The 20900-nt window shown below is 48.6% G+C and carries 12 protein-coding genes and 1 pseudogene; 7 read left to right on the top strand and 6 right to left on the bottom strand.

Annotation, left to right across the window (positions count from 1 at the left end; genetic code table 11):
• The coding region (locus tag BN93_RS02385; protein WP_044259613.1) for an MG2 domain-containing protein at positions 1-2848 on the bottom strand (2848 nt) is incomplete at its 3' end.
• A gap of 143 nt (positions 2849-2991) precedes the next feature.
• Positions 2992-8601, bottom strand: coding sequence for an alpha-2-macroglobulin family protein (locus tag BN93_RS02380; protein WP_044259611.1), 5610 nt, complete (start codon positions 8599-8601; stop codon positions 2992-2994).
• 256 nt (positions 8602-8857) lie between these two features.
• Here BN93_RS02380 and BN93_RS02375 point away from each other — a divergent pair, with 256 nt between their 5' ends.
• The 4 genes from BN93_RS02375 to BN93_RS02360 all read left to right on the top strand — a co-directional run bounded on the left by BN93_RS02375 (position 8858) and on the right by BN93_RS02360 (position 12304).
• On the top strand, positions 8858-9796 hold the full coding sequence (locus tag BN93_RS02375) for a M48 family metallopeptidase (RefSeq protein WP_019186760.1): 939 nt from the start codon (positions 8858-8860) through the stop codon (positions 9794-9796).
• 30 nt (positions 9797-9826) lie between these two features.
• The gene (locus BN93_RS02370; protein WP_044259741.1) at positions 9827-10597 is read left to right on the top strand and encodes a dihydroorotate dehydrogenase electron transfer subunit; all 771 of its coding nucleotides are present in this window, start codon (positions 9827-9829) and stop codon (positions 10595-10597) included.
• On the top strand, positions 10597-11505 hold the full coding sequence (locus BN93_RS02365) for a dihydroorotate dehydrogenase (RefSeq protein ID WP_019186758.1): 909 nt from the start codon (positions 10597-10599) through the stop codon (positions 11503-11505). Before BN93_RS02370 ends, BN93_RS02365 begins: the two co-directional genes overlap by 1 nt.
• A 175-nt stretch (positions 11506-11680) precedes the next feature.
• On the top strand, positions 11681-12304 hold the full coding sequence (locus BN93_RS02360) for a hypothetical protein (RefSeq protein WP_019186757.1): 624 nt from the start codon (positions 11681-11683) through the stop codon (positions 12302-12304).
• A gap of 1396 nt (positions 12305-13700) precedes the next feature.
• Here the strand turns inward: BN93_RS02360 and BN93_RS02350 are convergent.
• Together BN93_RS02350 and BN93_RS02345 are read right to left on the bottom strand one after the other, a co-directional pair.
• Positions 13701-14657, bottom strand: a complete 957-nt coding sequence (locus tag BN93_RS02350) for an SPFH domain-containing protein (RefSeq protein WP_044259605.1) — start codon at positions 14655-14657, stop codon at positions 13701-13703.
• A 180-nt stretch (positions 14658-14837) separates the two neighbouring features.
• Positions 14838-15287 carry an NfeD family protein gene (locus BN93_RS02345; protein WP_044259603.1) on the bottom strand — a complete coding sequence of 150 codons (450 nt, stop codon included), beginning with the start codon at positions 15285-15287 and terminating at the stop codon, positions 14838-14840.
• A 490-nt stretch (positions 15288-15777) separates the two neighbouring features.
• Here BN93_RS02345 and BN93_RS02340 point away from each other — a divergent pair, with 490 nt between their 5' ends.
• The gene (locus BN93_RS02340; RefSeq protein WP_019186753.1) at positions 15778-16260 is read left to right on the top strand and encodes a hypothetical protein; all 483 of its coding nucleotides are present in this window, start codon (positions 15778-15780) and stop codon (positions 16258-16260) included.
• Between the two features lie 10 nt (positions 16261-16270).
• Complete coding sequence (locus tag BN93_RS02335) at positions 16271-16942, top strand: hypothetical protein (protein WP_019186752.1); 672 nt, start codon at positions 16271-16273, stop codon at positions 16940-16942.
• Between the two features lie 157 nt (positions 16943-17099).
• Here BN93_RS02335 and aroC read toward each other — a convergent pair whose 3' ends face one another.
• Positions 17100-18188 (bottom strand): chorismate synthase, encoded by a 1089-nt coding sequence (gene aroC / locus BN93_RS02330; RefSeq protein ID WP_019186751.1) that lies wholly within the window; start codon positions 18186-18188, stop codon positions 17100-17102.
• 118 nt (positions 18189-18306) lie between these two features.
• Positions 18307-18979, bottom strand: a pseudogene (locus tag BN93_RS02325) (FKBP-type peptidyl-prolyl cis-trans isomerase).
• 432 nt (positions 18980-19411) lie between these two features.
• Between BN93_RS02325 and BN93_RS02320 the strand changes: the two are divergent.
• Positions 19412-20900 (top strand): S8 family serine peptidase (locus tag BN93_RS02320; protein ID WP_232211086.1); only part of this gene is annotated, 1489 nt, incomplete at its 3' end.

Here is a 20900-nt window from a genome sequence, read left to right as displayed (position 1 = left end):
TCAAAGTCCACTCTTCTTTCTGTCCGGGGGTGAGCTTATTTCTGAACGTTTTCCACTCGGCCAGCAATCGTTTGTCGGGTGTTGCCCTCCTGATACTTAGGGTGTGGTCGTAGTAATGGTCGTCCTTCACCCAAACATAGCTGATGGTTATGCCCTCGCCATATTCGGGTTTGTAGGTGTAGGGGATGGTGATGAGCGAGTCGCTGAGTACGGTTGTGCCTTTTTCGAGAACCTTATCACCCGAATATATGGCGTAAAGCACGTAGGCATCTTTGAGCGAAGTGCCCACTTGCACGTACACGGGACTGCCATCAAGATTGAATTTCGAGGACGTTTGGTAGGCCCATATCTTCGAGTCGACCACAGGTCGGCGGTCGTTCATGCTGAAAAGCACGAACTCTTGGTCAACGGTATCGTTCTCGCAGACAGCCACCAGACGGTGTTTGCCCGACGCCAAGGCCGCAACATCGAATGCGATGGGTGTGTTGGCCTTAACCGTTTGGGTGGTCAACTCATTATCTATATAATAGCGTACATCGCCAGGAATTTCTGCACCTGATGCGTTTCTGAAACTAAAAGCGATGCTTTTAAGACTGTCTTTCTCACTTCTCTCAGGCAAGTCGCAGCTCAGTACCGTGAGTTTGCTACCTAACGGCAACGACATAGAACCCAATCGGGTTTCGCCGCCTTGGTCTACAACGGTGGCTGTAACCTCGAAGTTGTAGAAGCCTGGACGTTTCTTACCCTTAGGAAGGGTCAAGGGGATGTTCACACGGAAAGCTCCATCGTCGTCGGTCACCGTGCTTTCACGGGCTATTTCATTTGGAGACTCGTCGTCATCCCCACTCCACCACCACCAAAAAGCCGGGTTGCGCTTAATCGTATAGGTAACTTTTGCACCCTGGACAGGCACGCCCGCAAAGCTCTTGGCGTGCCCCATAACTACCACCGTGTCGCCTGGGGCATACTTCTCGTTCACCTTGGGGAAAGAAACTTCGAACGTCGGGCGTTTGTATTCCTCAACTCTGAACGTTACGTTGCCACTTATCTTGCTCGATGCACTAACTCTGAATGTACCCGTAAGCCCACTGGTAGGCAAGGTAAACTGTGTAGACAATTTGCCAAAGGCATCTGTAACGACCTCATTTTCGGCTACAACCTTCCAATTGGCATCGTAAAGTTTAAGTTTTAAGCTTTGCCCAGCCGCGCCCTTACGTTCCAAGTCGGGTCCACGAAGCACCCAAATGCCTGCCACATGAACGGTTTGCCCTGGGCGATAGATGCTTCGGTCGGTGTACAGGTGCAGCCTAGGACTTGTTTTGTCGGAGCCATAATAGCGGTATTGGGTGTCATAAGCCGCTTCGTTGAAATAAACATCGTCTTTGGTGTACACGTAAATGCCACGTATTTCGTTATCACCAAAGGCGTGTTCAAGTTCGCCGTCGACGCCACAAGTAAACAATTTCGTCTTTTCTTTCTCTTCTTCGTCATCGTAAAACCTCAGTCGCACCTTTGCATTTGGTACGGGATGCCCTGTTGTGGCGTTCAAAACGGCGATGCGCACACGGTCGTCTGGCAACTCTTGTAACACCGGAACGAGGTTGGTTACATTCAACAACACGCGGCGTGTGGGTACATTCTTATTGTCGGGGATTATCTCCAACATGTACATACCTACGGGCAAGCCCTCCAATTGCAACGAGTCGTTTGTGAAGACATAGTTGGGTACGCCCACAAACTTGCGTTCGCGGGTAGCGGTTGGCACAGCTTTCATGTTTCTTCGCAGCTTAGCCAACACCTTAGGTTCTTCCACATCCCCTTCAAAGTCGCCGTCCACGTTCAACCGCCACACCTTCATGGTTATCGTCTTGATGTTGCGTACGTTCGAAAGATACACCTGTTGGGGCTTTTGGGGCAACAACATGTGGCGCACGCGCATGTTGAAAGTGGGGTTTATGCGTTCATTGTAAGTATTGCGCAAAGTGTTCATGTTTTGCCAAGTGCCCCATTTCGACAGGGCGTAATTGATATATTCCAGTTCTTTCTCAACACCAACGTCGGATGCCGATTGCATCATGTTAGCACGCACGATGGCCAATTCGCCTGCCTCGGGTAAGTCGGCATACATGTTAATGAAAGAGTCGAGCTTATGAACGACACGCGACTTGTAGAACGAGAAACCTTTCCCGTCATCGTCGTCTTCGCCTTCATCGTCAGAATTGGAACGAAATCCCCTTTCAAACATCATGCTGGCCACGATGCAAGCAGCCCGTCTGTTGCCCGCTTTCGCGTAGAAGTCGTACAACAAGCGGTAGTTTCCTGCGGCCATTGCCAGCACATGCAACAGGTCGTTGTTGAAAATGCGGGAGTCGACGCCTGGTAACAGCATCGGTTCGTAACCCTTGGCCTGCGTTTTGGCCAAGAGTTCGGGATGCTGCAACGACAAGTCGAAAAACGTTTGTGCCGTTTTACCGTCCTTATCTCTCAATCTGTAATTGTTGCGATATATCTGCGCCAGAGCCGATTGGTACACGGCAGCCAAGACAGGTTCCGTGTTTCTCACCGCCAACTCTTCCGCTTCTATCCGCTTCACCTCGCCCAAAAGCGAGTCGGGAGCGATGGCCGACTGCAAAGCGCCCTTGCAAACGGAGGCTTTAAGCAGAGAGCCGTATTGTTTATCGGCCTTTGCTTGCTTTTCTATCTGCTGTAAAACGCCCAGGGCCGTCTTAGGCAAATCTTTCACCATTGCCACATCAAACTGTTTCCAAAGTGCGTCGTAGCTGTCGGCAAAAGCCGATTGGCAGAGCATCAGTAATAAGGCTAATGCCCAAAAAACATTTTTCTTCATACGTCTTTCTGTTGTTTTAAGACCTGTTTATATCAAGTTCGATCACGATGGGACACTACTCTGCCATTATAGTATTCGCCTCAACCGTACAAGTGGTGGGGGCATGGAGAAACCTGTGTGTCACTGTACATCATTGCCGTTGTTTACTTTACCGTTATGGTTAGGGCCTTGGTGCGTGCCATGTACGCAGGGCTGTAAGCGCATTGCACGGTGCAAGTGCCCGTTGTGAATGTTCCGGGGCGATCTATATAATAGGTGTTCTCTATCACATGCGTGCCCTTTCTCATCATGTCTGTATAATAATAGGTGGCGTTGTCGCGTGGCGAATGGTAGTAACCGTCGCGATAGCCCGTCAGTTGATTTATCGGTTCCATGCAGGCGGCGCGCTTGTCTACCACCTGAACGAAGTCGTAATCGCGGTCGGCAGTGATGGTTATGCGTACCTTTACCTTGCTACCCACCTTCAATTCGCCGTCGTACAGCAGTTCACGCTTAACGCTTAGCCCCATCGAGGCATCGGCAATGTCGGTGGTGCGCTGCGTAAACTGGGCGTAAACAGAACCCCACGAAGTGCCAGGGGCGGTCTTGTCTACGGTGAAGGTGTTGAGGTTGGCACCCGTCATGGTGGTCTTTACGTAGCCCAGACCAGCCGAGGCGTTGGGCGTTTCGAGGCGTTTGCCATCCACCGAGAGCTTTGCAGGCGAGTCGGCAGCAGCCTGCAACACCTGCATGTTGCCGTTGAGGAAGGCGTAAACGGCATTCACGCTGTTGATGGGCGTGTCCCAAACCTGCGTGCGTTTCTGCTGCAACAGCCAACGTTTCATCTCGTCGAGGGTGGTCGTGTCGTGGGGCTCGAGGGCCTGTATGGCCTCGATGGCGGCCACCTGCGTGGGTATCTTGTAGTCGAACCAGCTGTAATAGGCCTTCCGCGTGTCGTAGTAGCGGCCCATCTCTTCGGTAAACACGCTGTACTCGCGAATGCTCTGCAAATACTCTTTTCCCATCTGCGCGTAGCCATTCTTGGCCAGGATAACGGCTGCAACGGCCTTGCCGTAGATGGTAAAGGCGACAGGCTGCTTGGCCATACGACTGATGAGGAACTTGCGTTCGGCCTGTACGTCCTCGTAATATTCCTTGTCTACCAGCGAGCTTACATAGAGGTAGCGCACCGCCCATTCGCTTGGGAGCACGTCTTTCTCGCCTTTCTTCTCGCGTTCCTTTATCTCGGCCACTTCCTCCTTAACCGCAGTGCCCATAAACTTGAATGCCCTTTCCAGGTTGCGGTTCATGTCGGTGCGTCCGCCCGTCAGCGTTTGCAGGCGCGTTATCATCTCGGCAACCGCCAATGTTATTGAGGGACTACTCTTCATATCCTCGAACCAGCCCCATCCGCCATCGCGCCCTTGCAGTTGGCGCAGCTTGTTCGTGGCCGTGTTGAGGCGTTGCGCGATGCCATTCTCGTCGAAGAAACGCGTCAATTCTTGGCGTTGACGGGTTTCGTGCTTGCCTTCCCACACCCAAGGCGTCTCGTTCAGCACCAGCGTTTTCAGCTCTTCGTTCTTTTCAAGCTCGCTTACCATCGAGCCTTCGCCGTTGTTTTCCTGTTTCCACAGTTCGATGGTGCGCTTTATTGCGGGAACTTGTTTGAGCATGTGGTTGGCCAGGCTGTTTACGTAGAACGAGGTTGCTATGGATATGGCATCGCTTTCGTTGGCACTACCCATATACGGCAAAGTCTGTACCATCATCCAAGCGGGGTTGTTGGCGTATTCGATGGTGAGGCGATTGTCGGGCCTGTTCACGGCGAAAAGCTTGCGCAGGTCGATGTTCAGCTTGCCTGGGCAATGCTGTGTAAAGGCCTTCGAGTTGGTGGCAAGTTCGGTATCGCCCAGCAAGGGCAGGTAGTGTTGTTCTCCGTCGCTAAATCCCTTGCCCGTTACCGATATGCGACATACCCAAACTTTTACGCCGGCAGTGTAGAACTTGGAGCCTTCTTGCAGGTCGAGCAGAAAGCTAACGTTCGTGGTTTGGCCGGCATTCACCGTGCAGGTCTTCGTGTCGGTATAGAATACCTTGTCTGTTTCGGGGTCTACAATCTCAATCAATGCCGTTCCCGTCAACGCCTTTTCCGAGGTGTTGATTACGCGGGCAGTTATCCAACCCTTGTCGCCCAATCGCATAAAGCGGGGCATGTTGGGCTGTACCATCATCTTCTTGGTGGCCACGGCCTCGTTTTCCACCAGCACGTTGTTCATTTCCTTGTCGGTGGCCAAGCCCATAAAGCGCCATGTGGTGACACTTTCGGGCAGCGTAAACTTAATGGCAACGTCGCCATTGGCATCAGAAGTGAGGGATGGATAGAAGAAGGCCGTCTCGTTCAGGTTCTCTCTAATGGCAGGTTTTTCGCCATTATCAGCTACTACCTCCTCATCAGTATTATCAGCATAGCCTTTGTCCTTGCCAGCCTCCATAACTTCAAGTCTTTCGTCTTCCACACAATCGTCTGCCATAGAGGATAAAACAGCAATGCGCTTTATTTCATCATCGCGTTTCAAAACAGGCGCAGTAAATTTCACGTTTCCATTACCCACCGACTCATCTTCGTACAGTTCCTCAGCATAACTTAGTCCGTCTAGATAGTCAAAGGGGTCATCATACCGGAAACAAGCTTTTGAAAAACGGTAAAACCTAAACGAGGGAGTGGGCAGCAGGCGCACTGGTCGAGAACCCGAAAGTTCTACTGAGGCGGAATTCCAAATCCATTGCCAATTAACAGAAGGCGCATTGAAATTATATCCCAAATCGAGTCCCCAATGATGTCCCTTTATCCTTTCGAGCGACTTATCATAGAGCGTGGCCATCAGTTGGGCGTTGGCAGGCTCGCCATTGGGATGTTTTAGGCTTAGGGTCCACTCTTCTGTTTGCCCTGGCGTAAGCCTGTCTCTAAACGTCTTCCATTCGGCCATCAGCCGTTTGTCGGGCGTAGCTCTTACTATCGAGATATTACAGTCGTAGCATTCATCGTCCTTCACCCAAACATAGCTAATCGTTATGCCGTCGCCATATTCGGGTTTGTAGGTGTAGGGGATGGTGATGAGCGAGTCGCTGATTATGGTTGTACCCTCTTCAAGAACCTTATTACCCGAGTAGATGGCGTAAAGCACGTATGTATCTTTCAACGATGTGCCCACTTGCACATACACGGGCTTGTTGTCGAGATTAAAACTTGATGCCGACTGATACGACCATTTCTTCGACTCCACCACAGGACGGCGATCTTTCAAGCTGAAAAGTACAAACTCGCGGTCGAGGGTGTCGTTTTCGCAAATGGCCACCAAGCGGTGTTTACCTACGGACAGGGCGGCAGCATCGAATGGAATGGGCGTGTTGGCCATAACCGTTTGGACGTTGCTCTCCTTATCTATATAATAGCGCACGTTGCCAGGGATTTCCGCGCCAGTGCCATTCCTTACGTTGAACAGTAATGTTTTAAGACTGTCTTTCTCTATTTTGTTAGGCAGATCGCATGTCACCGAAACGGACTTGTACCCCAACGGCAGGCTTATCGCACACGAATGCGTTTCTCCGCCTTGGTCTACAACTGTGGCTGTCACCCTGAAAGAAAAATAGGCACATTCCCATTTAAAGTAGGGAAGTTGCATAGGAACCCTCACGCTAAACATCCCTTCACTGTCGGTAACTGTGCTATCATTGTCCGCCTCAGCCATATCTTCTTCAACGTCGCAGTTTTGATAGCACCAAAATACAGGGATACGCCTTATCGTATAGTACACTTTCGCCCCCTGAACAGGCGCACCGGCGAAACCCTGTGCATGCCCTTTAACAACCAAGGTGTCGCCCAGAGCATACTTTTCTTTCACTTCGGCAAAGTTCACGTCAAACGTTGGACGTTTATATTCTTCCACCCTGAATGTTGTGCTGGTATAGTGATTTCCTTTTAACCTTATCGTGAAGTTACCCGTAAGGCCAGCTTTGGGTAAGGTAAATTGCGTGGCGATTTTGCCAAAGGCATCGGTAATGGCCTCACGCTGCCCCATTTCTTTCCCATTGGCATCATAAAGTATCAGCACAACTTTCCTTCCTGCTACGCTTTTACGTTCTAAGTCGGGACCGCCACAAGCCGAAATGCCAGCCACTTGTACAATTTGCCCTGGTCGGTAGATACTCCTATCGGTATAAATAAACAATGTTGGCAGACCACTATGGTCGTTCCCTTGAATATAAAAACCAGACCAACCTTCTCTGCAAGCATACACGTCGGTTGGCGTATAGGGGAAAACATCCTCTAAATCTTCATTATATTCCAAACTACACACCACTTCGCCATTGGCTTTACACGCCAGAGTATCAACCCGCGTCTTGTAGCCCGCTAGGTCTTTAATTGTCACCTCCACTTTGGCATTGGGCATAGGATGCCCCGTGGTAGCATTCAATACGGCGATGCGCACTTGATTTCCGGGTTGTTCCTGCATCACGGCCGTAACATTGGTTACAAACAACAGCGAACGTTGCACTGGCACTTCCTTGTTGCTGGAAACAAACTCTAACATGTATGCCCCAATGGGCAAACCTTCCAACTGTATCGAGTCGTTCGAGAACTGGTACGCGCTCTTGCCCACAAACTTACACTCCCTTGTGGCCGAAGGCACCGCCTTCATCGTCTTCCTAAGCCTTTGCAACACTTGCGGTCTGTTTATATCTCCTTCAAAACGCCCGTTTATGTTTAGTCGCCACACCTTCATGGTGATGCTTGCGAGGTTGCGTACATTAGAGAAATGTACCTTTTGGGGCTTTTTCGGCAAGACAAGCTGCCTAGAAGCAACTTCGAATGTAGGATTAGATGCCGTCTTCAAAGCGTTGCGCAACACGTTCATCCGTTTCCACGAGCCCCACTTAGACAAGGCATAATCGATATATCTCAGAACCTCACTCTTTTTCACCTTCTCTGAGTCGTACATTAAGCTGTAACGATAGATGGCCAATTCGGCAACTTCAGGCAGGTCGGCATATACGTTCATCAGCGAATCGAGCTTACGAACGATGGGTAACTCATCAAATTTGCATGTGTCCTCTTCCTCTTTTTCCGCGTTAACGCTATCCGCAAAGTTGGTTTCCGTCTCTTCCAACATCAATCTAGCCAGCAGGCAAGCTGCCCGCCTATTTCCTACCTTCTCGTAATAGCGATACAACAAGCCGTACTCACCAGCAGCAAGCCCTAGCACATGCAACAGGTCGTTGTTAAAGACATGGCTATCCATGCCAGGAACCAGCAGCGGTTCGTAACCTTTGGCCGATGTCTTGGCCAATAGTTCGGGGTGTTTAACCGACAAGTTGAAATAGGCTCTGGCCTTACTGCCGTCACCATCTTTCAGTTCGTCGTACATATTATATAGCTGCCCCAAGGCCGACTGATACACGGCAGCCAACACAGGCTTTTTATCTCGCACGGCCAGTTCGGCCGCCTCTATTCGCCTTACCTCGCTTTCGAGCGAGTCGGGAGAGATGCTCACCATCACCTGCCCCTTGCAAAAAACGGCTTTAAGCATCGAGCCATATTGCTTTTCGGTCCTTGCCCTCTTTTCAATCTGCTGCAAAACGCCCATAGCCGTCCGTGGCAAGTCTTTCTTCCTTGCCACATTGTACTGTTTCCACAATGCGTCGTAATTGTCGGCAAAAACAGTTTGACATACCATTATTAATAAGGATAATGCCAATAAAACAGCTTTTCTCATACGCTAATGTTATATATTAAGGCGAGGTTAATTAAGTTCGGGACGCAAGGTTGTGCAACTCTCCGACATGCAAACAAAGCTCGGCCATGCCTGTTTCTAACTCGCGCAACTAATGCAAAAGTAAAAAAATATCTCTGAAAAGCAAAACTTTACTTCCTCGTTTTTATGCCTTTAACGAATAATATGGATGTTGCGGCACGTTTTCGTAATTAAATAACTAACTTTGCCTGAAAGAAAAAGATAAACAATGAGAAATATGAAGCGTTTAAACCATCTTCTTATCGGTGCATTGGCCGCCATGATGTTGGCCTGTGGAACTACCAGCCGAGTGCCCATCACGGGGCGCAAACACTCGCTGCTCGTATCAGATGCGCAAATACTTAGCCTCAGCAAGCAAGAATATTCCAAGTTCCTGAAGAGTTCCAAGCTATCAGCCAATGCCGTAAACACGGCTATGGTGAAACGCGTTGGCCAACGATTGGCGAACGCCGTGGAAACCTATCTGGTGAACAACGGCTACCAAGACGAGATAAAGAACTTTGAATGGGAGTTTAACCTCGTGGCCGACAATCATGTAAATGCCTTCTGCATGCCTGGCGGAAAGATTGTGGTTTTCGAGGGATTGCTGCCTGTAACCCAGAACGAAGCCTCGTTGGCCATTGTGTTGGGCCACGAGATTGCACACGCCGTTGCCAAACATTCGGCCGAGCAGATGTCGAAAAAGATGCGCCAAGCCTACGGAACACAGATTGGCGGCAGCATTCTTGGCGCTATCGGCGGCGAGACGGTAGGCGGACTGGCGCAGGTGGCGGCAGGTCAATACTTCTCGTTTATGAACTTGAAATACTCGCGCGACAACGAGTCGGAGGCCGACCACATGGGGCTTATCTTCGCGGCTATGGCCGGTTACGACCCCTCGGTGGCTGTGGGTTTTTGGCAACGCATGTCCGCAAAGTCGGGTGGCGGAAACAGTTCTGACATGTTTAGCGACCACCCCTCAGACGCTAAACGCATCGCTGCCATACAAAAACTGCTGCCCGAAGCCATGAGTTACTACAAGGCCTCTGGCAACGCGCATGTCAACACCCCTGCAACAACGAGCACAAAGCCAACCAACACCCAACCCACCAACAAGAACAAGGGTTCGAAAGGCGTGTCGGCCTCTGGCTTATATCGAAACTCTAAGCGCAAATAGCGTAACAAAAAGAACATGCCGAACGAAGAAATGAAGAAGTTTTGCCTCGACCTCGACGTCGTGGCCGTTGAGCGGCAGAATGCCCGCTACGTGCTTATCAGGCTCACCCACACCCAACCTTTGCCCCTGATGAAACCTGGGCAATTTGTTGAAGTGCGGGTAGACCACTCGCCACAAACCTTTCTGCGACGTCCCATCTCCATCAACTACGTAGACATACAGCGCAACGAGATGGGGCTGTTGGTGGCCACAGTGGGGCACGGCACACGCCAAATGGCCTTGTTAAAGGCTGGCGACACGCTTAATTGCGTGTTTCCTTTGGGCAATCCTTTCACCCTTCCCACATCGCCCGATGAGTGTTTCCTGCTCGTTGGCGGCGGCGTGGGCGTAGCACCGATGCTCTTCCTGGGGCAAAAAATCAAGGAAATGGGCGCACAACCCACATTCTTGCTAGGCGCACGCACGGCAGCCGACTTGCTGGAAATGGACCTCTTTGAACGTACGGGGCGCGTACTCGTTACCACCGAAGACGGGTCGGCTGGCGAAAAAGGTTTCGTTACCAACCACTCGGTGCTGCAAAACGAAACGTTCGACATGATTTCCACCTGCGGTCCCAAACCCATGATGATGGCCGTGGCACGTTATGCGCGCGAAAAAGGAACGGCATGCGAGGTGTCGCTCGAAAACTTAATGGCCTGCGGCATTGGCGCATGCCTCTGTTGTGTGGAGAAAACAGTAGACGGAAATCTCTGCGCATGTAAAGAAGGACCTGTGTTTAACATTCAAAAACTGCTTTGGTAATGGCCATTCTCAATACGAATATCGGCAATTTGTCGATGAAGAACCCCGTGATGACTGCCTCTGGCACCTTCGGTTATGGCTTGGAGTTCGAAGACTTTGTGCCACTTGACGGCATCGGCGGCATCATCGTAAAAGGAACAACCCTGCATCCACGACAAGGGAACGACTATCCGCGCATGGCCGAAACGCCACAAGGCATGCTAAACTGTGTGGGATTGCAGAACAAAGGCGTTGACTACTTCGCCGAACACATCTATCCCAAAATCAAGGACATTGACACACGCATGATCGTGAACGTGAGTGGCAACACGCCCGAAGACTATGCAGAGTGTGCCGCACGTATAGATGCACTCGACAACATACCTGCCATTGAGTTGAACATTTCGTGTCCCAACGTGAAAGAGGGGGGAATGGCCTTCGGAACAACTTGTGCTGGGGCTGCTAGCGTGGTGCGCGCGGTGCGTGCACGCTACGGCAAGACGCTTATCGTGAAACTTTCGCCCAACGTTACCGACGTAACGGAGATTGCACGAGCAGTTGAGGCGGAGGGTGCCGACAGCGTGTCGCTCATCAACACACTTATGGGTATGGCTATCGACATCGAACGGCGGCAGTCGGTTTTGAGCATTAACACGGGTGGCCTAAGTGGTCCAGCCGTTAAGCCTGTGGCCTTGCGCATGGTGTGGCAGGTAGCAAAGGCGGTGAAGATACCCATCATCGGGTTGGGCGGTATATGCAATGCCACCGATGCCATCGAGTTTATCATGGCAGGCGCATCGGCCATTCAGATTGGCACCGCCAACTTCCTCGACCCTACCGTTACCATTAAGGTACGCGATGGCATAAACCAATGGCTAGACAATCATGGCGTTAAAGACATCAAAGAAATTGTAGGGGCGATTGGATAAACGCCCTTATGGGCGCATTGAAGTATGCCTGCCGTTAGTCCATACATTCGGAAATATCCCGAATCCTCGCTCAACATCATCAAGCAATGGGCAAAGAGTCTATTTTGGCGTAGCATTACAAAGATAATTAAACACTTCTCAATTTATAGTATATAAAGGTCAAGACGACTTCAACATGTCAGAGATAAGATTAACAGCAGATAGTCCAGGTTATGTTAGGGTATGGGAAATAGAGAATGACCTATACGACTTTAGCAAAGTAATAAACAAAAAATACAGCCAAATTGATTTTGATTTTGTTTTTTGTTTCAGAGCGTTGCATACAACACAGGGCATCCGCTCAAAAGTCCGATTCGAGAAAGACAGTAACTATTTAGGCATGGATTTAATCATGTCATTAGATGAATTTAATCCACATAAAAAGAATGTAGCAATGCAACGGCGGATTATGGGTAAACATTTCTTCCCATTTTTTGCAGAGAACATAAAGAAATACAGAAACAAGTTGCCCGTGCTCAAGCCCATCGAAAAAGATTTGGTGGAGGACATGCGGCTATTTCTCATTGAAAACCTTTGGCTGCCTGACGATAGTGGTAGTTTTAAGTTGACGATTATAGAAAAGGTTTCTTACGACCGTGCAATTGCATTATTTGGAAATCCAATACAAAAGACATTTATGGATACCGAAGATGGTAAGGTGCAAGACATCATGTGGGAAGTGGACGAACAGACTGGGTTATCGGCTCAGTACAAATTGAAGGATAAAGTTTGGGTACTAGAGAACTATAAGATAGCATGAAGATTTGAACCAAACATTGCTTCAAGGAACAAAATATATTCTAAAACAGGGCGGTCCATTTGCTCATGCAAGAGTATTCTTGGCAAGAGACATAAGAGGAAGTAGTCTTGACTTTTAATGTTTCTATAAGTTGAGTAGTCTGTTACCTTTGTGATGCCAGCACAAGATAAACATCCTTCTCATATACGAAATGTAGGACAAATCAATTCACTGGCTTATAAGCTCACGAAAAACAACAAATCCCGAACGAGTCAACTCATCAACTTATGGACTCACCAACTTACAAACCCAAAAAATCATCTACTTGTAATCTCATCAAGCCACCAACTCATCAAACTCACCAACTCGCCACTCTTGCCGACTCACCACTCTTGTCAACCCGTTAATTCGTTAATTCGTCAACTAAGCAACTCAACCACTTAAAACTTAAATTCTTATTTTTTATTTTACAACACCGCTCTAATTTTTACTCCGTTCTAGGGAGAATACAGGTCAAAAAGTAGGTAAATAGCCACTATTTTTAACCTTTCACGCCTTTCGCCTTGTCCGTTTTTAAGAACAAAACCGCCATTTTGCACCATTTTGCCTTTCTAGTTTGGTTGCCAGCTCATTATTTTCTACGCTCAAAAACCCACTTTTACACCCCAAAATTCCACTTTTTAAGGGGTGTTTTGCCCTTTTCAGCCATGTTTTTCATGGTTCTAAAAGGTTTTGTTTATACCATTACAGTGGATATTTATGCTTTTCGTTTCGTATTTAGTGGCATTTTACACGGCATTTAGCATCAAAACGCACTGCGTTTTGCACCATTTTACCTTGCGTTTTGCACCAAAACGCACTGCGTTTAGCGGCATTTTGCACTGCGTTTAGCATCAAATTGCACCGCATTTTGTTGCAAATGACCCAAAAACCAGTGCAGATGGCGTTTGTTTTTAATAAAAATTCATTTTGCCTGTGTTTGCAACTACCCCCTTTTTGCATCAAAACCAACCTTCGCGAGAATCGATTTTTTGCGGCAAGGTCGGCGATTGGTGGAAGAAAAGGGCACTCACAATGTTAAAACTCCAACCGAAAACTAGACAAAAAAAACTTTCTGATGATGAGTGTTTATAAGCTTGTGAGTTGGTAAGGTGGTAAGTTTTATAAGGTGATGCGGTTATAAGCTTGTGAGGGTGTAAGGCCGTGAGGCCGTAAGTTGGTGGAGGTATAAGGCAGTGAGGTCGTAAGTTGATGAACTCATAAGCTCTTAAACGCATGAGTTCAAAAACTCATGAACCTACTAATTCATGATTTCACAAACCCATTAACTCATTAGCTCATGAACTTACAACCTCACAAACTTACGACCTCACGAACTTATAACCTCACAAACTCAGCAATTCAAAGGTTCAAAACCTTAGTGTATCTTGAAGAGTTCTTTAATTCCTCCTAGGCTACCCAGCAGGTTTGTAGCCTCGTAAGGCAGGTAAACCGTCTTGGTTTGGTCGCCTTGTGCCAACTCTTGCATCATGGCGATGTACTTTTGTGCAAGCAGATAGTTGGCAGGATTGGTGCTCTGTCCAACGGCATCGGTAATCTTTTGAATGGCTATTGCCTCGGCCTCGGCCTTGCGAATGCGTGCTTGCGCCTCACCTTCGGCAAAGAGAATGGCCTGCTGTTTGGCAGCCTCAGCGCGGTTGATGGTAGAGGTTTTCTCACCTTCCGACTGCAAAATCACGGCTTGTTTCTCACCTTCACTGGTCAGAATGGTGGCGCGCTTGTTACGTTCGGCTTGCATCTGTTTCTCCATAGCCTGCAAAACGCTCGATGGAGGTATGATGTCTTGCAGCTCAACGCGGTTCACCTTGATACCCCACTTGTTGGTTGCATCGTCTAACACCGAACGAAGTTTAGTGTTGATGGTGTCGCGCGAGGTGAGCGTTTGGTCCAATTCCATTTCACCGATGATGTTACGCAGCGTGGTTTGAGTAAGTTTCTCAATGGCGTTGGGCAAGTTGTCAATCTCGTAAACGGCCTTAAATGGGTCCACAATCTGGAAGTAGAGCAAGGCATTGATTTGCATTTGGATGTTATCTTTGGTGATAACGTTCTGCTTGTCGAAGTCGTACACTTGCTCACGAAGGTCGATTGTGCTCGAATACGAGTAGCGGCGGTTGGCCATTCTTACGATGGTTTTCGCGTTATCCACAAAGGGTATGATGATGTTGATACCTGGTTTGAGGATTGCTCGAAACTTACCCAACCGTTCGATGATTTTCGTTTCCGACTGGGGAATAATTACAAGCGACTTCTTAACGAAGACAATGGCCAGCAATATTGCGGCGATAATTAAAAAAGTTCCTAGATATTCCATTGTTGATTATTGTTTTGGTGTTATTCGATTTGGATGTTTACTGCGGATATAGTAAGCCAGAGGCATCGCCCTGCGAACAAATTTAACGCAGGAACTAGCCACGACCTTGGCCTGCAAAACCCATTGCGCATCCGCTTAACGCATGCGCTCCGTAGCTACACATAACGGCCAAAGACTGTTTCAGACACGTTCAACCGTGGCGATGATACTTTCCATCTTTACGATACGTACCTTTTCTCCTATTTTAATAAGCGACCCATCGGCCGAAACGGCACGCCATTCGTCGCCGTCCACCTTTACATAGCCGCTGTGTTGTGGCTGCACATCTTCTATCACCACGCCCACACGCCCTTCAAGTGCGTCGGCATTGCTTTTTCGTTCCTCCTCTTCGCGGTGCAGATATTTCATTACCACAGGCCTAACGGCGAAGATGGATAAGATTGAGAAGAAGGCGAAACAAACCACTTGGCCCCAAAACGGGAAAGCAAGCCAGCATCCCACCATTGCCAAAAGAGCGCCAATGGCGAAACAAAGGATGTAAAACGTGCCAGAGGCCATTTCTATTATTAGGCATAATAGGCTTATTAGTAGCCAAAACAGCCATTGATTTGAATTGAGGTATTCGAACATCTTTGTGGTATTTTGATTGTGTTTCCAAAGTTAGACAATATTTGTCAAACTGCAAAATAATTGTGAGAATAATTGAATTTTGAGTTTTTAGCATGAGCTAGAGTTTGTATTTTGTTGCAAAAAACAACAAAATATGCACAGATAAAGTAAGCATTTTCAATCATTGAGAGGCTTTGTTATTTCATATTACAACCACTTTCACCTTAACTACCCAAGCATATCAAAAGGGAAAGCTATCACCTGTATAACTTACAATTTGCCACTTTACAGAGCAACATACTCACCTCACGCAAGCATTAGACCACAGCAACCTACCAACCCGCGCTATCGCTCTAACAAAGCTACTACCCGTCACTTCATTTAATTTAACAAAACAAGTGAAAACAAAAGTGAAAGACCGTAAGAAAAAACTCGTTTTTGTAAAGATTATGACATATAATTACTAATTTTGAACACAGAAATATTATTCATCCATAAAATTAAATAAACTATGAATAGACTTAACTCCATCGGAAAAGCACTGATCGCAGGCTTAGTTTTGTTGTTAACCATGCCACAAATTGCACACGCAAGAGCTAGGATTCCTGTCGGGACACGCGATGTTATCGACATTGTTTACAACATTCCAGCAACGGACAGCATCATTATCGACGGCAAACAGGTGAACTTGGCACGTATGCACAAGGAGTTCAACATTGCCTACATCCTACCCCTATGGGTGACTGAAGAACCTAAACTTGTGCTATACGATGCCCCATCGGAAACCTATTACGAAATGACGACCGAGAAATCGCAGGCCTTTCTGAAAGAGTATATGAAAGAAAAGAAACTCGATGAGGCCAGTATGTTGAAACTAGGTTTCTATACACGCTACGGCGGAAAGGCTGTTTTGTTGGCTATCGTGGCCTTAATGATATGGGGACAGATTCCTTCGCGCAAAAAAGAAGAGAAGATAGAGCCTACTGAATTATAACTAAAATGCCATGGGAATAACTCCATTTATCATCTTCGCCATTATTATGACAATTGGCATAGTTGTCGCTTTGGTATTCTTCATCTCAGCTAACAATAAGCCGTTAAACTTTGCAGAAGTAGAAAGCGAATCACAAAGACTTGGCGAGAACGAACTAAACACGTTCATAAACGATAAGTTTGGAATGTGCATCGAACATCTTGACGACAAAAGGGTGTTAGGGGTAAACTACGTTTACTACACCCCTAGCATGAAGGAATACTTTAAGAGTGCAGGCAAAGATTTGCTGAGAAGCGCAATGACACTTGGCACCGTGAAGTATACAACTGTGGAAACGCCCACACCATTATTACTCACCGCTGATGGATTACACATCTTTGACCTCAGCGTTGAAGGAAAGGTGAAACGGCATTTGATGTTCAATAACTCAAGATTAGAGAACGCTACACTAACACCTTTACCCGACGAGCAAGCTCCAAAGCTGTTGGTCGACTGTGCTAAGTTTTATAATCTACAAGTTCCATGCGAGGACCAGGTACGCGAAATAAAAATCTGCACCGTGGTCTATACTCCCACAGAGCAGTTCTTCAATTACAACAAGCTCCAACGCGTGTTGGCTTATGCTGCTGGCAAGGAATTCTTTAAAGCATTAGAAGAGAAATATCCGAACTTAAAGGTGTAAGTGATAATGAGTTGACGAGTTAACAAGTTAACGAGTTGATGATTTGGCGAGCTGACGAGTGAACGAGTAGACAAGTTAACGAGTGGACGAGTTGGCGAGCCAACATTCCCCAAGCATACGGGTTGACAAGGCGACATACAGCCTTGCCAACCCGTTTTTATTCGGCATCAACGCCAAACTTGGCCCCTGCCATGGCCAAATTATCCATCAACACCATCGCAGCCATCGCCTCGACGATGGGCACGGCACGCGGAACAACGCACGAATCATGACGCCCACGAGCCGCAAAAGTGGTGGGCGTTCCGTCTAGTTCAATGGTGTCTTGCTCCATTAGCACGGTGGCAACAGGCTTAAAAGCCACGCGAAAAAAGATGTCTTGGCCATTGCTTATGCCCCCTTGGATGCCTCCGCTATGGTTGGTAAGCGTAGAAACCTGCCCTTCTTCGGCTACGAAAACATCATTCACCTCGCTGCCTTTGCACCTAACCAAGTCGAAACCATCGCCAATTTCAAAACCCTTTGCAGCGTTGATACTCAGCATGGCATAACCCAATCGGGCGTGAAGTTTATCAAATTCGGGTTCGCCAACCCCCACAGGGCAACCCTTCATCACGCATGTAACCACGCCGCCAATGGTGTCGCCCGCATTCTTCGTATCCAAAATAAGTTGCTCCATGCGCTTGGCCACCTCCTCATCGGGGCACCGCACGTCGTTGTTTTCTGTGTTCGCGAGGTCATACAGGCGATAATCCTTGTTCAAAACGATGTCGCCCACCTGCGACACGTAGGCCGAAATGGTTATGCCTATCTGCCTAAGCGCAAGCTTTGCCAAGGCTCCGCCCACTACACGCGCCAAAGTGATGCGAGCCGACGAGCGTCCACCGCCACGATGGTCGCGCAGCCCATACTTATTATAATAGGTGTAGTCGGCATGAGACGGACGGAAGAGTCCACGCATATTGTCGTAGTCTTTAGAATGCTGATTAGCGTTTCGCACGACAAAGCCAATGGGCGTGCCAGTGCTTTTTCCTTCGAACACACCACTAAGCAATTCCACTTGGTCGGCCTCGGTGCGACTTGTTGTAAGCTTGCTCTGGCCAGGCCTACGTCGGTTAAGTTCCGATTGGATAAAGTCTAAATCAACATCTATTCCTGCCGGCATACCGTCTACAACGCCTCCGATGGCAGGCCCATGACTTTCGCCAAAGGTGGTGAGGGCGAAAAGGTTTCCAAATGTGTTGCGCATAATTGTGAGGAAGAAACTGGTTAAAGCAATAATGGCGAACACACAACTGCACCAAACGCAGCCATGAGGTGTTCGCCATTGTATGTATAATATATGTGTAGTCTATACAACGAAGGGTTTAATGATGCCCACAGCCACCGCCATGATGACCATTACCATGACTGCAACAGCCGCCATGATGCCCATGGTCGTGGCCTTCGCCATGATGTTCGTGACCGCAACAGCCGCCATGTTCATGGCCACCGCCTTCTTCATCGCCATGATTGTGCCCGCAACCACAACCACCGCAGCCGCCTTCGCCACTGATATGGTTCAGCATTTGCTGCACTTCTTCGTTCGTAGCCTCGCGGTTTTCAACGATTTCGCCTTAAACAGCAGGTCCAGTCCTGCAAGCGGTGGTTCAAGTCCATCTTCACCGTGTCTTCGGTCACGTCAAGCACACGCCCCATAAAGCGGTTTCCGTCTTCGTTTTGCAGCGGAACAACGGCATCTTTGTAGATGTTGTCGTGGTCGAAGTGGCCATTGATGGTGAATATCTCCTTGTTCAAGTCAAGAACACGCTCGTCAAGACGTTCGCCATAAGCCTCTTCGCATTCAATGTTCAGCGTAAACTGCTCGCCCTTAGGCAAGTCTTCCACACCGTTTTCAAAAGCGTCGAGGGTGATGCCAAAGCCCGTAATAAACACAAAAGGGCGGTCGGCAGGCGCCTCTTCGATAAGCGTTTCCTTGCCGTCGGCCAGCGAATAAAGCTTATAAGCCACGGCGATAAACTTGTTGTTTTCTTTTTCCATTGTCATATTTCGTTTTTATCTTTTACTTGCAATAATGATGCCAACGCGTGTTATGTCACAAATAGCATTCCCGTAAACGCGGCATTACCTGCAAAGTTACGAAAAACTTTCCGTATATATGGCCTATTCCACAAATTCCCTGCCACTTAACCCAATCGCTTTATCGCGTTGTTTGTTATTTTCTCACCGTCTTGCTTGGGTGTCTTCCGCTTGCATTTTCAGTTGTATAGTCCACAAAGTCCCTTCAAAGAATAAGCGAAATCTCCTCAAATTAAGCCTAAAACTCCATCAAAGTCAATTTTAATCATCCGCCAGATGCTATCTCCATTATTTTCCGTAACTTTGCTTTCGCAAGGCCAACACACACCAGTAGAGATGGCCGGTTCAACTCCTATCCTTACCACTTCAACTGTACAAACACTGCAACGAACGATGAAAAAGACGTTATCATTAGCCATAATCGCCCTCTTGTGCATACTGCATGCCCATGCGCAACGCCCTGTTTATGCCAAGATGTCGGGCGAATTGCTCCAGCTATACATAGAAAGCCAAGCCGAACGGCAGGCAGCCACTCGCTCAAACCAGTCCGACAGCCGCACCGTATGTGCCTTTGTGCGCATTAGCAGCAACGCCGAGGCCGTGTTTAAAGCCCATGCCTGCAAGTCGTTAGCGCAATTTGGCAACATCCACATCGTGAACATCCCCCTCAGTCAGCTGGCCAAGTTGTCGCAATCCAAATGGGTTAGCCGCATCGAAACAGGCCAAAGCAACAGCATCTTGATGGACACCACGGCCAAAGTGCTGAACGCTTGGCCCGCATATCAAAGCCAATCGTTGCCACAAGCCTACACGGGCAAGGGCGTAGTGGTGGGCGTTCAAGACATCGGGTTCGACCTTACGCACCCCAACTTCTGCGACTCTACGGGCCGAACACTACGCATCAAGGCCCTATGGGACCAACTTTCAACCGACACCATCGGCACAACCCTACCCGTTGGGCGCGACTACACCACACCCAACGCCCTCCTCAGTCTGCGCCACACGCGCGACGGCAAACAAGAAACGCATGGCACCCACACCTTGGGCATTGCAGCAGGCAGTGGGTTTAAAAGCCCTTACCGCGGCATGGCATGGGAAAGCGACATTTGCCTAGTGGCTAACCTCACCAGCGAAAACAAAAACTTGGTGGACAAAAAAGACCTATATAAATACACCACTGCGACAGACGCGTTGGGCTTTAAATACATTTTCGACTATGCCAAGCAACACAACCAACCCTGTGTGGCATCGTTTAGCGAGGGTTCCGGCTTTCGTTTCGACAACGACACGCAACTCTATCATGCTGTGTTAGACCGTCTTCAAGGTCCAGGGCGCATCATCGTGGCCTCGGCAGGCAATGAAGGCGGACGGGCAAGCTACCTTAGAAAACCACTGGGAACCGACTCGGCAGGTACTTTTATCAAGGATTCGAACGGCAAAATACGCGTGTCGGCAAAAAGTAAGGAGCATTTTTTGCTTAGATTGAGGTTTCATCGCGTGGGCACATTAACCACATACGACATCGACACGCGTGCATTAGTGGCCGCCAAAGACTCGCAACAGATAGACACGCTGACCTTTGGAAAGCTACAATACGAAATACAAGCTGTGGCCTATCAGCCCGACGACGAGGGCGCATTGGCCTACGAAATGCTCTTGCGCACATTGGGGACCAGCACCTACGTACCACCAACGGCATTGGTATTAATTGGCGCAACCGCCGATGTGGAGCTGTTCCGCGGCGCAGGCGCATGGGAAACAAACAAGCGCGAACCAGCGTTGTGGGTGGCGACGACACCCACACCATCCTATCGCCCGCCAGCGCACCTGCTGTTATTGCCGTTGGGGCAACCTCGTATCGCACACACATTACCAATTATAA

The sequence above is a fragment of the Prevotella conceptionensis 9403948 genome, from assembly GCF_000312305.1.
Lineage (GTDB): Bacteria > Bacteroidota > Bacteroidia > Bacteroidales > Bacteroidaceae > Prevotella > Prevotella conceptionensis.
This window is presented reverse-complemented; position numbering and strand designations above follow the sequence as displayed.

What these genes read in the sequence shown, in the direction of transcription:
- BN93_RS02380 (WP_044259611.1), bottom strand. Translation starts at nt 8,601, where the DNA reads ATGAGAAAAGCTGTTTTATTGGCATTATCCTTATTAATAATGGTATGT.
- BN93_RS02375 (WP_019186760.1), top strand. Translation starts at nt 8,858, where the DNA reads ATGAAGCGTTTAAACCATCTTCTTATCGGTGCATTGGCCGCCATGATG.
- BN93_RS02370 (WP_044259741.1), top strand. Translation starts at nt 9,827, where the DNA reads ATGAAGAAGTTTTGCCTCGACCTCGACGTCGTGGCCGTTGAGCGGCAG.
- BN93_RS02365 (WP_019186758.1), top strand. Translation starts at nt 10,597, where the DNA reads ATGGCCATTCTCAATACGAATATCGGCAATTTGTCGATGAAGAACCCC.
- BN93_RS02360 (WP_019186757.1), top strand. Translation starts at nt 11,681, where the DNA reads ATGTCAGAGATAAGATTAACAGCAGATAGTCCAGGTTATGTTAGGGTA.
- BN93_RS02350 (WP_044259605.1), bottom strand. Translation starts at nt 14,657, where the DNA reads ATGGAATATCTAGGAACTTTTTTAATTATCGCCGCAATATTGCTGGCC.
- BN93_RS02345 (WP_044259603.1), bottom strand. Translation starts at nt 15,287, where the DNA reads ATGTTCGAATACCTCAATTCAAATCAATGGCTGTTTTGGCTACTAATA.
- BN93_RS02340 (WP_019186753.1), top strand. Translation starts at nt 15,778, where the DNA reads ATGAATAGACTTAACTCCATCGGAAAAGCACTGATCGCAGGCTTAGTT.
- BN93_RS02335 (WP_019186752.1), top strand. Translation starts at nt 16,271, where the DNA reads ATGGGAATAACTCCATTTATCATCTTCGCCATTATTATGACAATTGGC.
- aroC (WP_019186751.1), bottom strand. Translation starts at nt 18,188, where the DNA reads ATGCGCAACACATTTGGAAACCTTTTCGCCCTCACCACCTTTGGCGAA.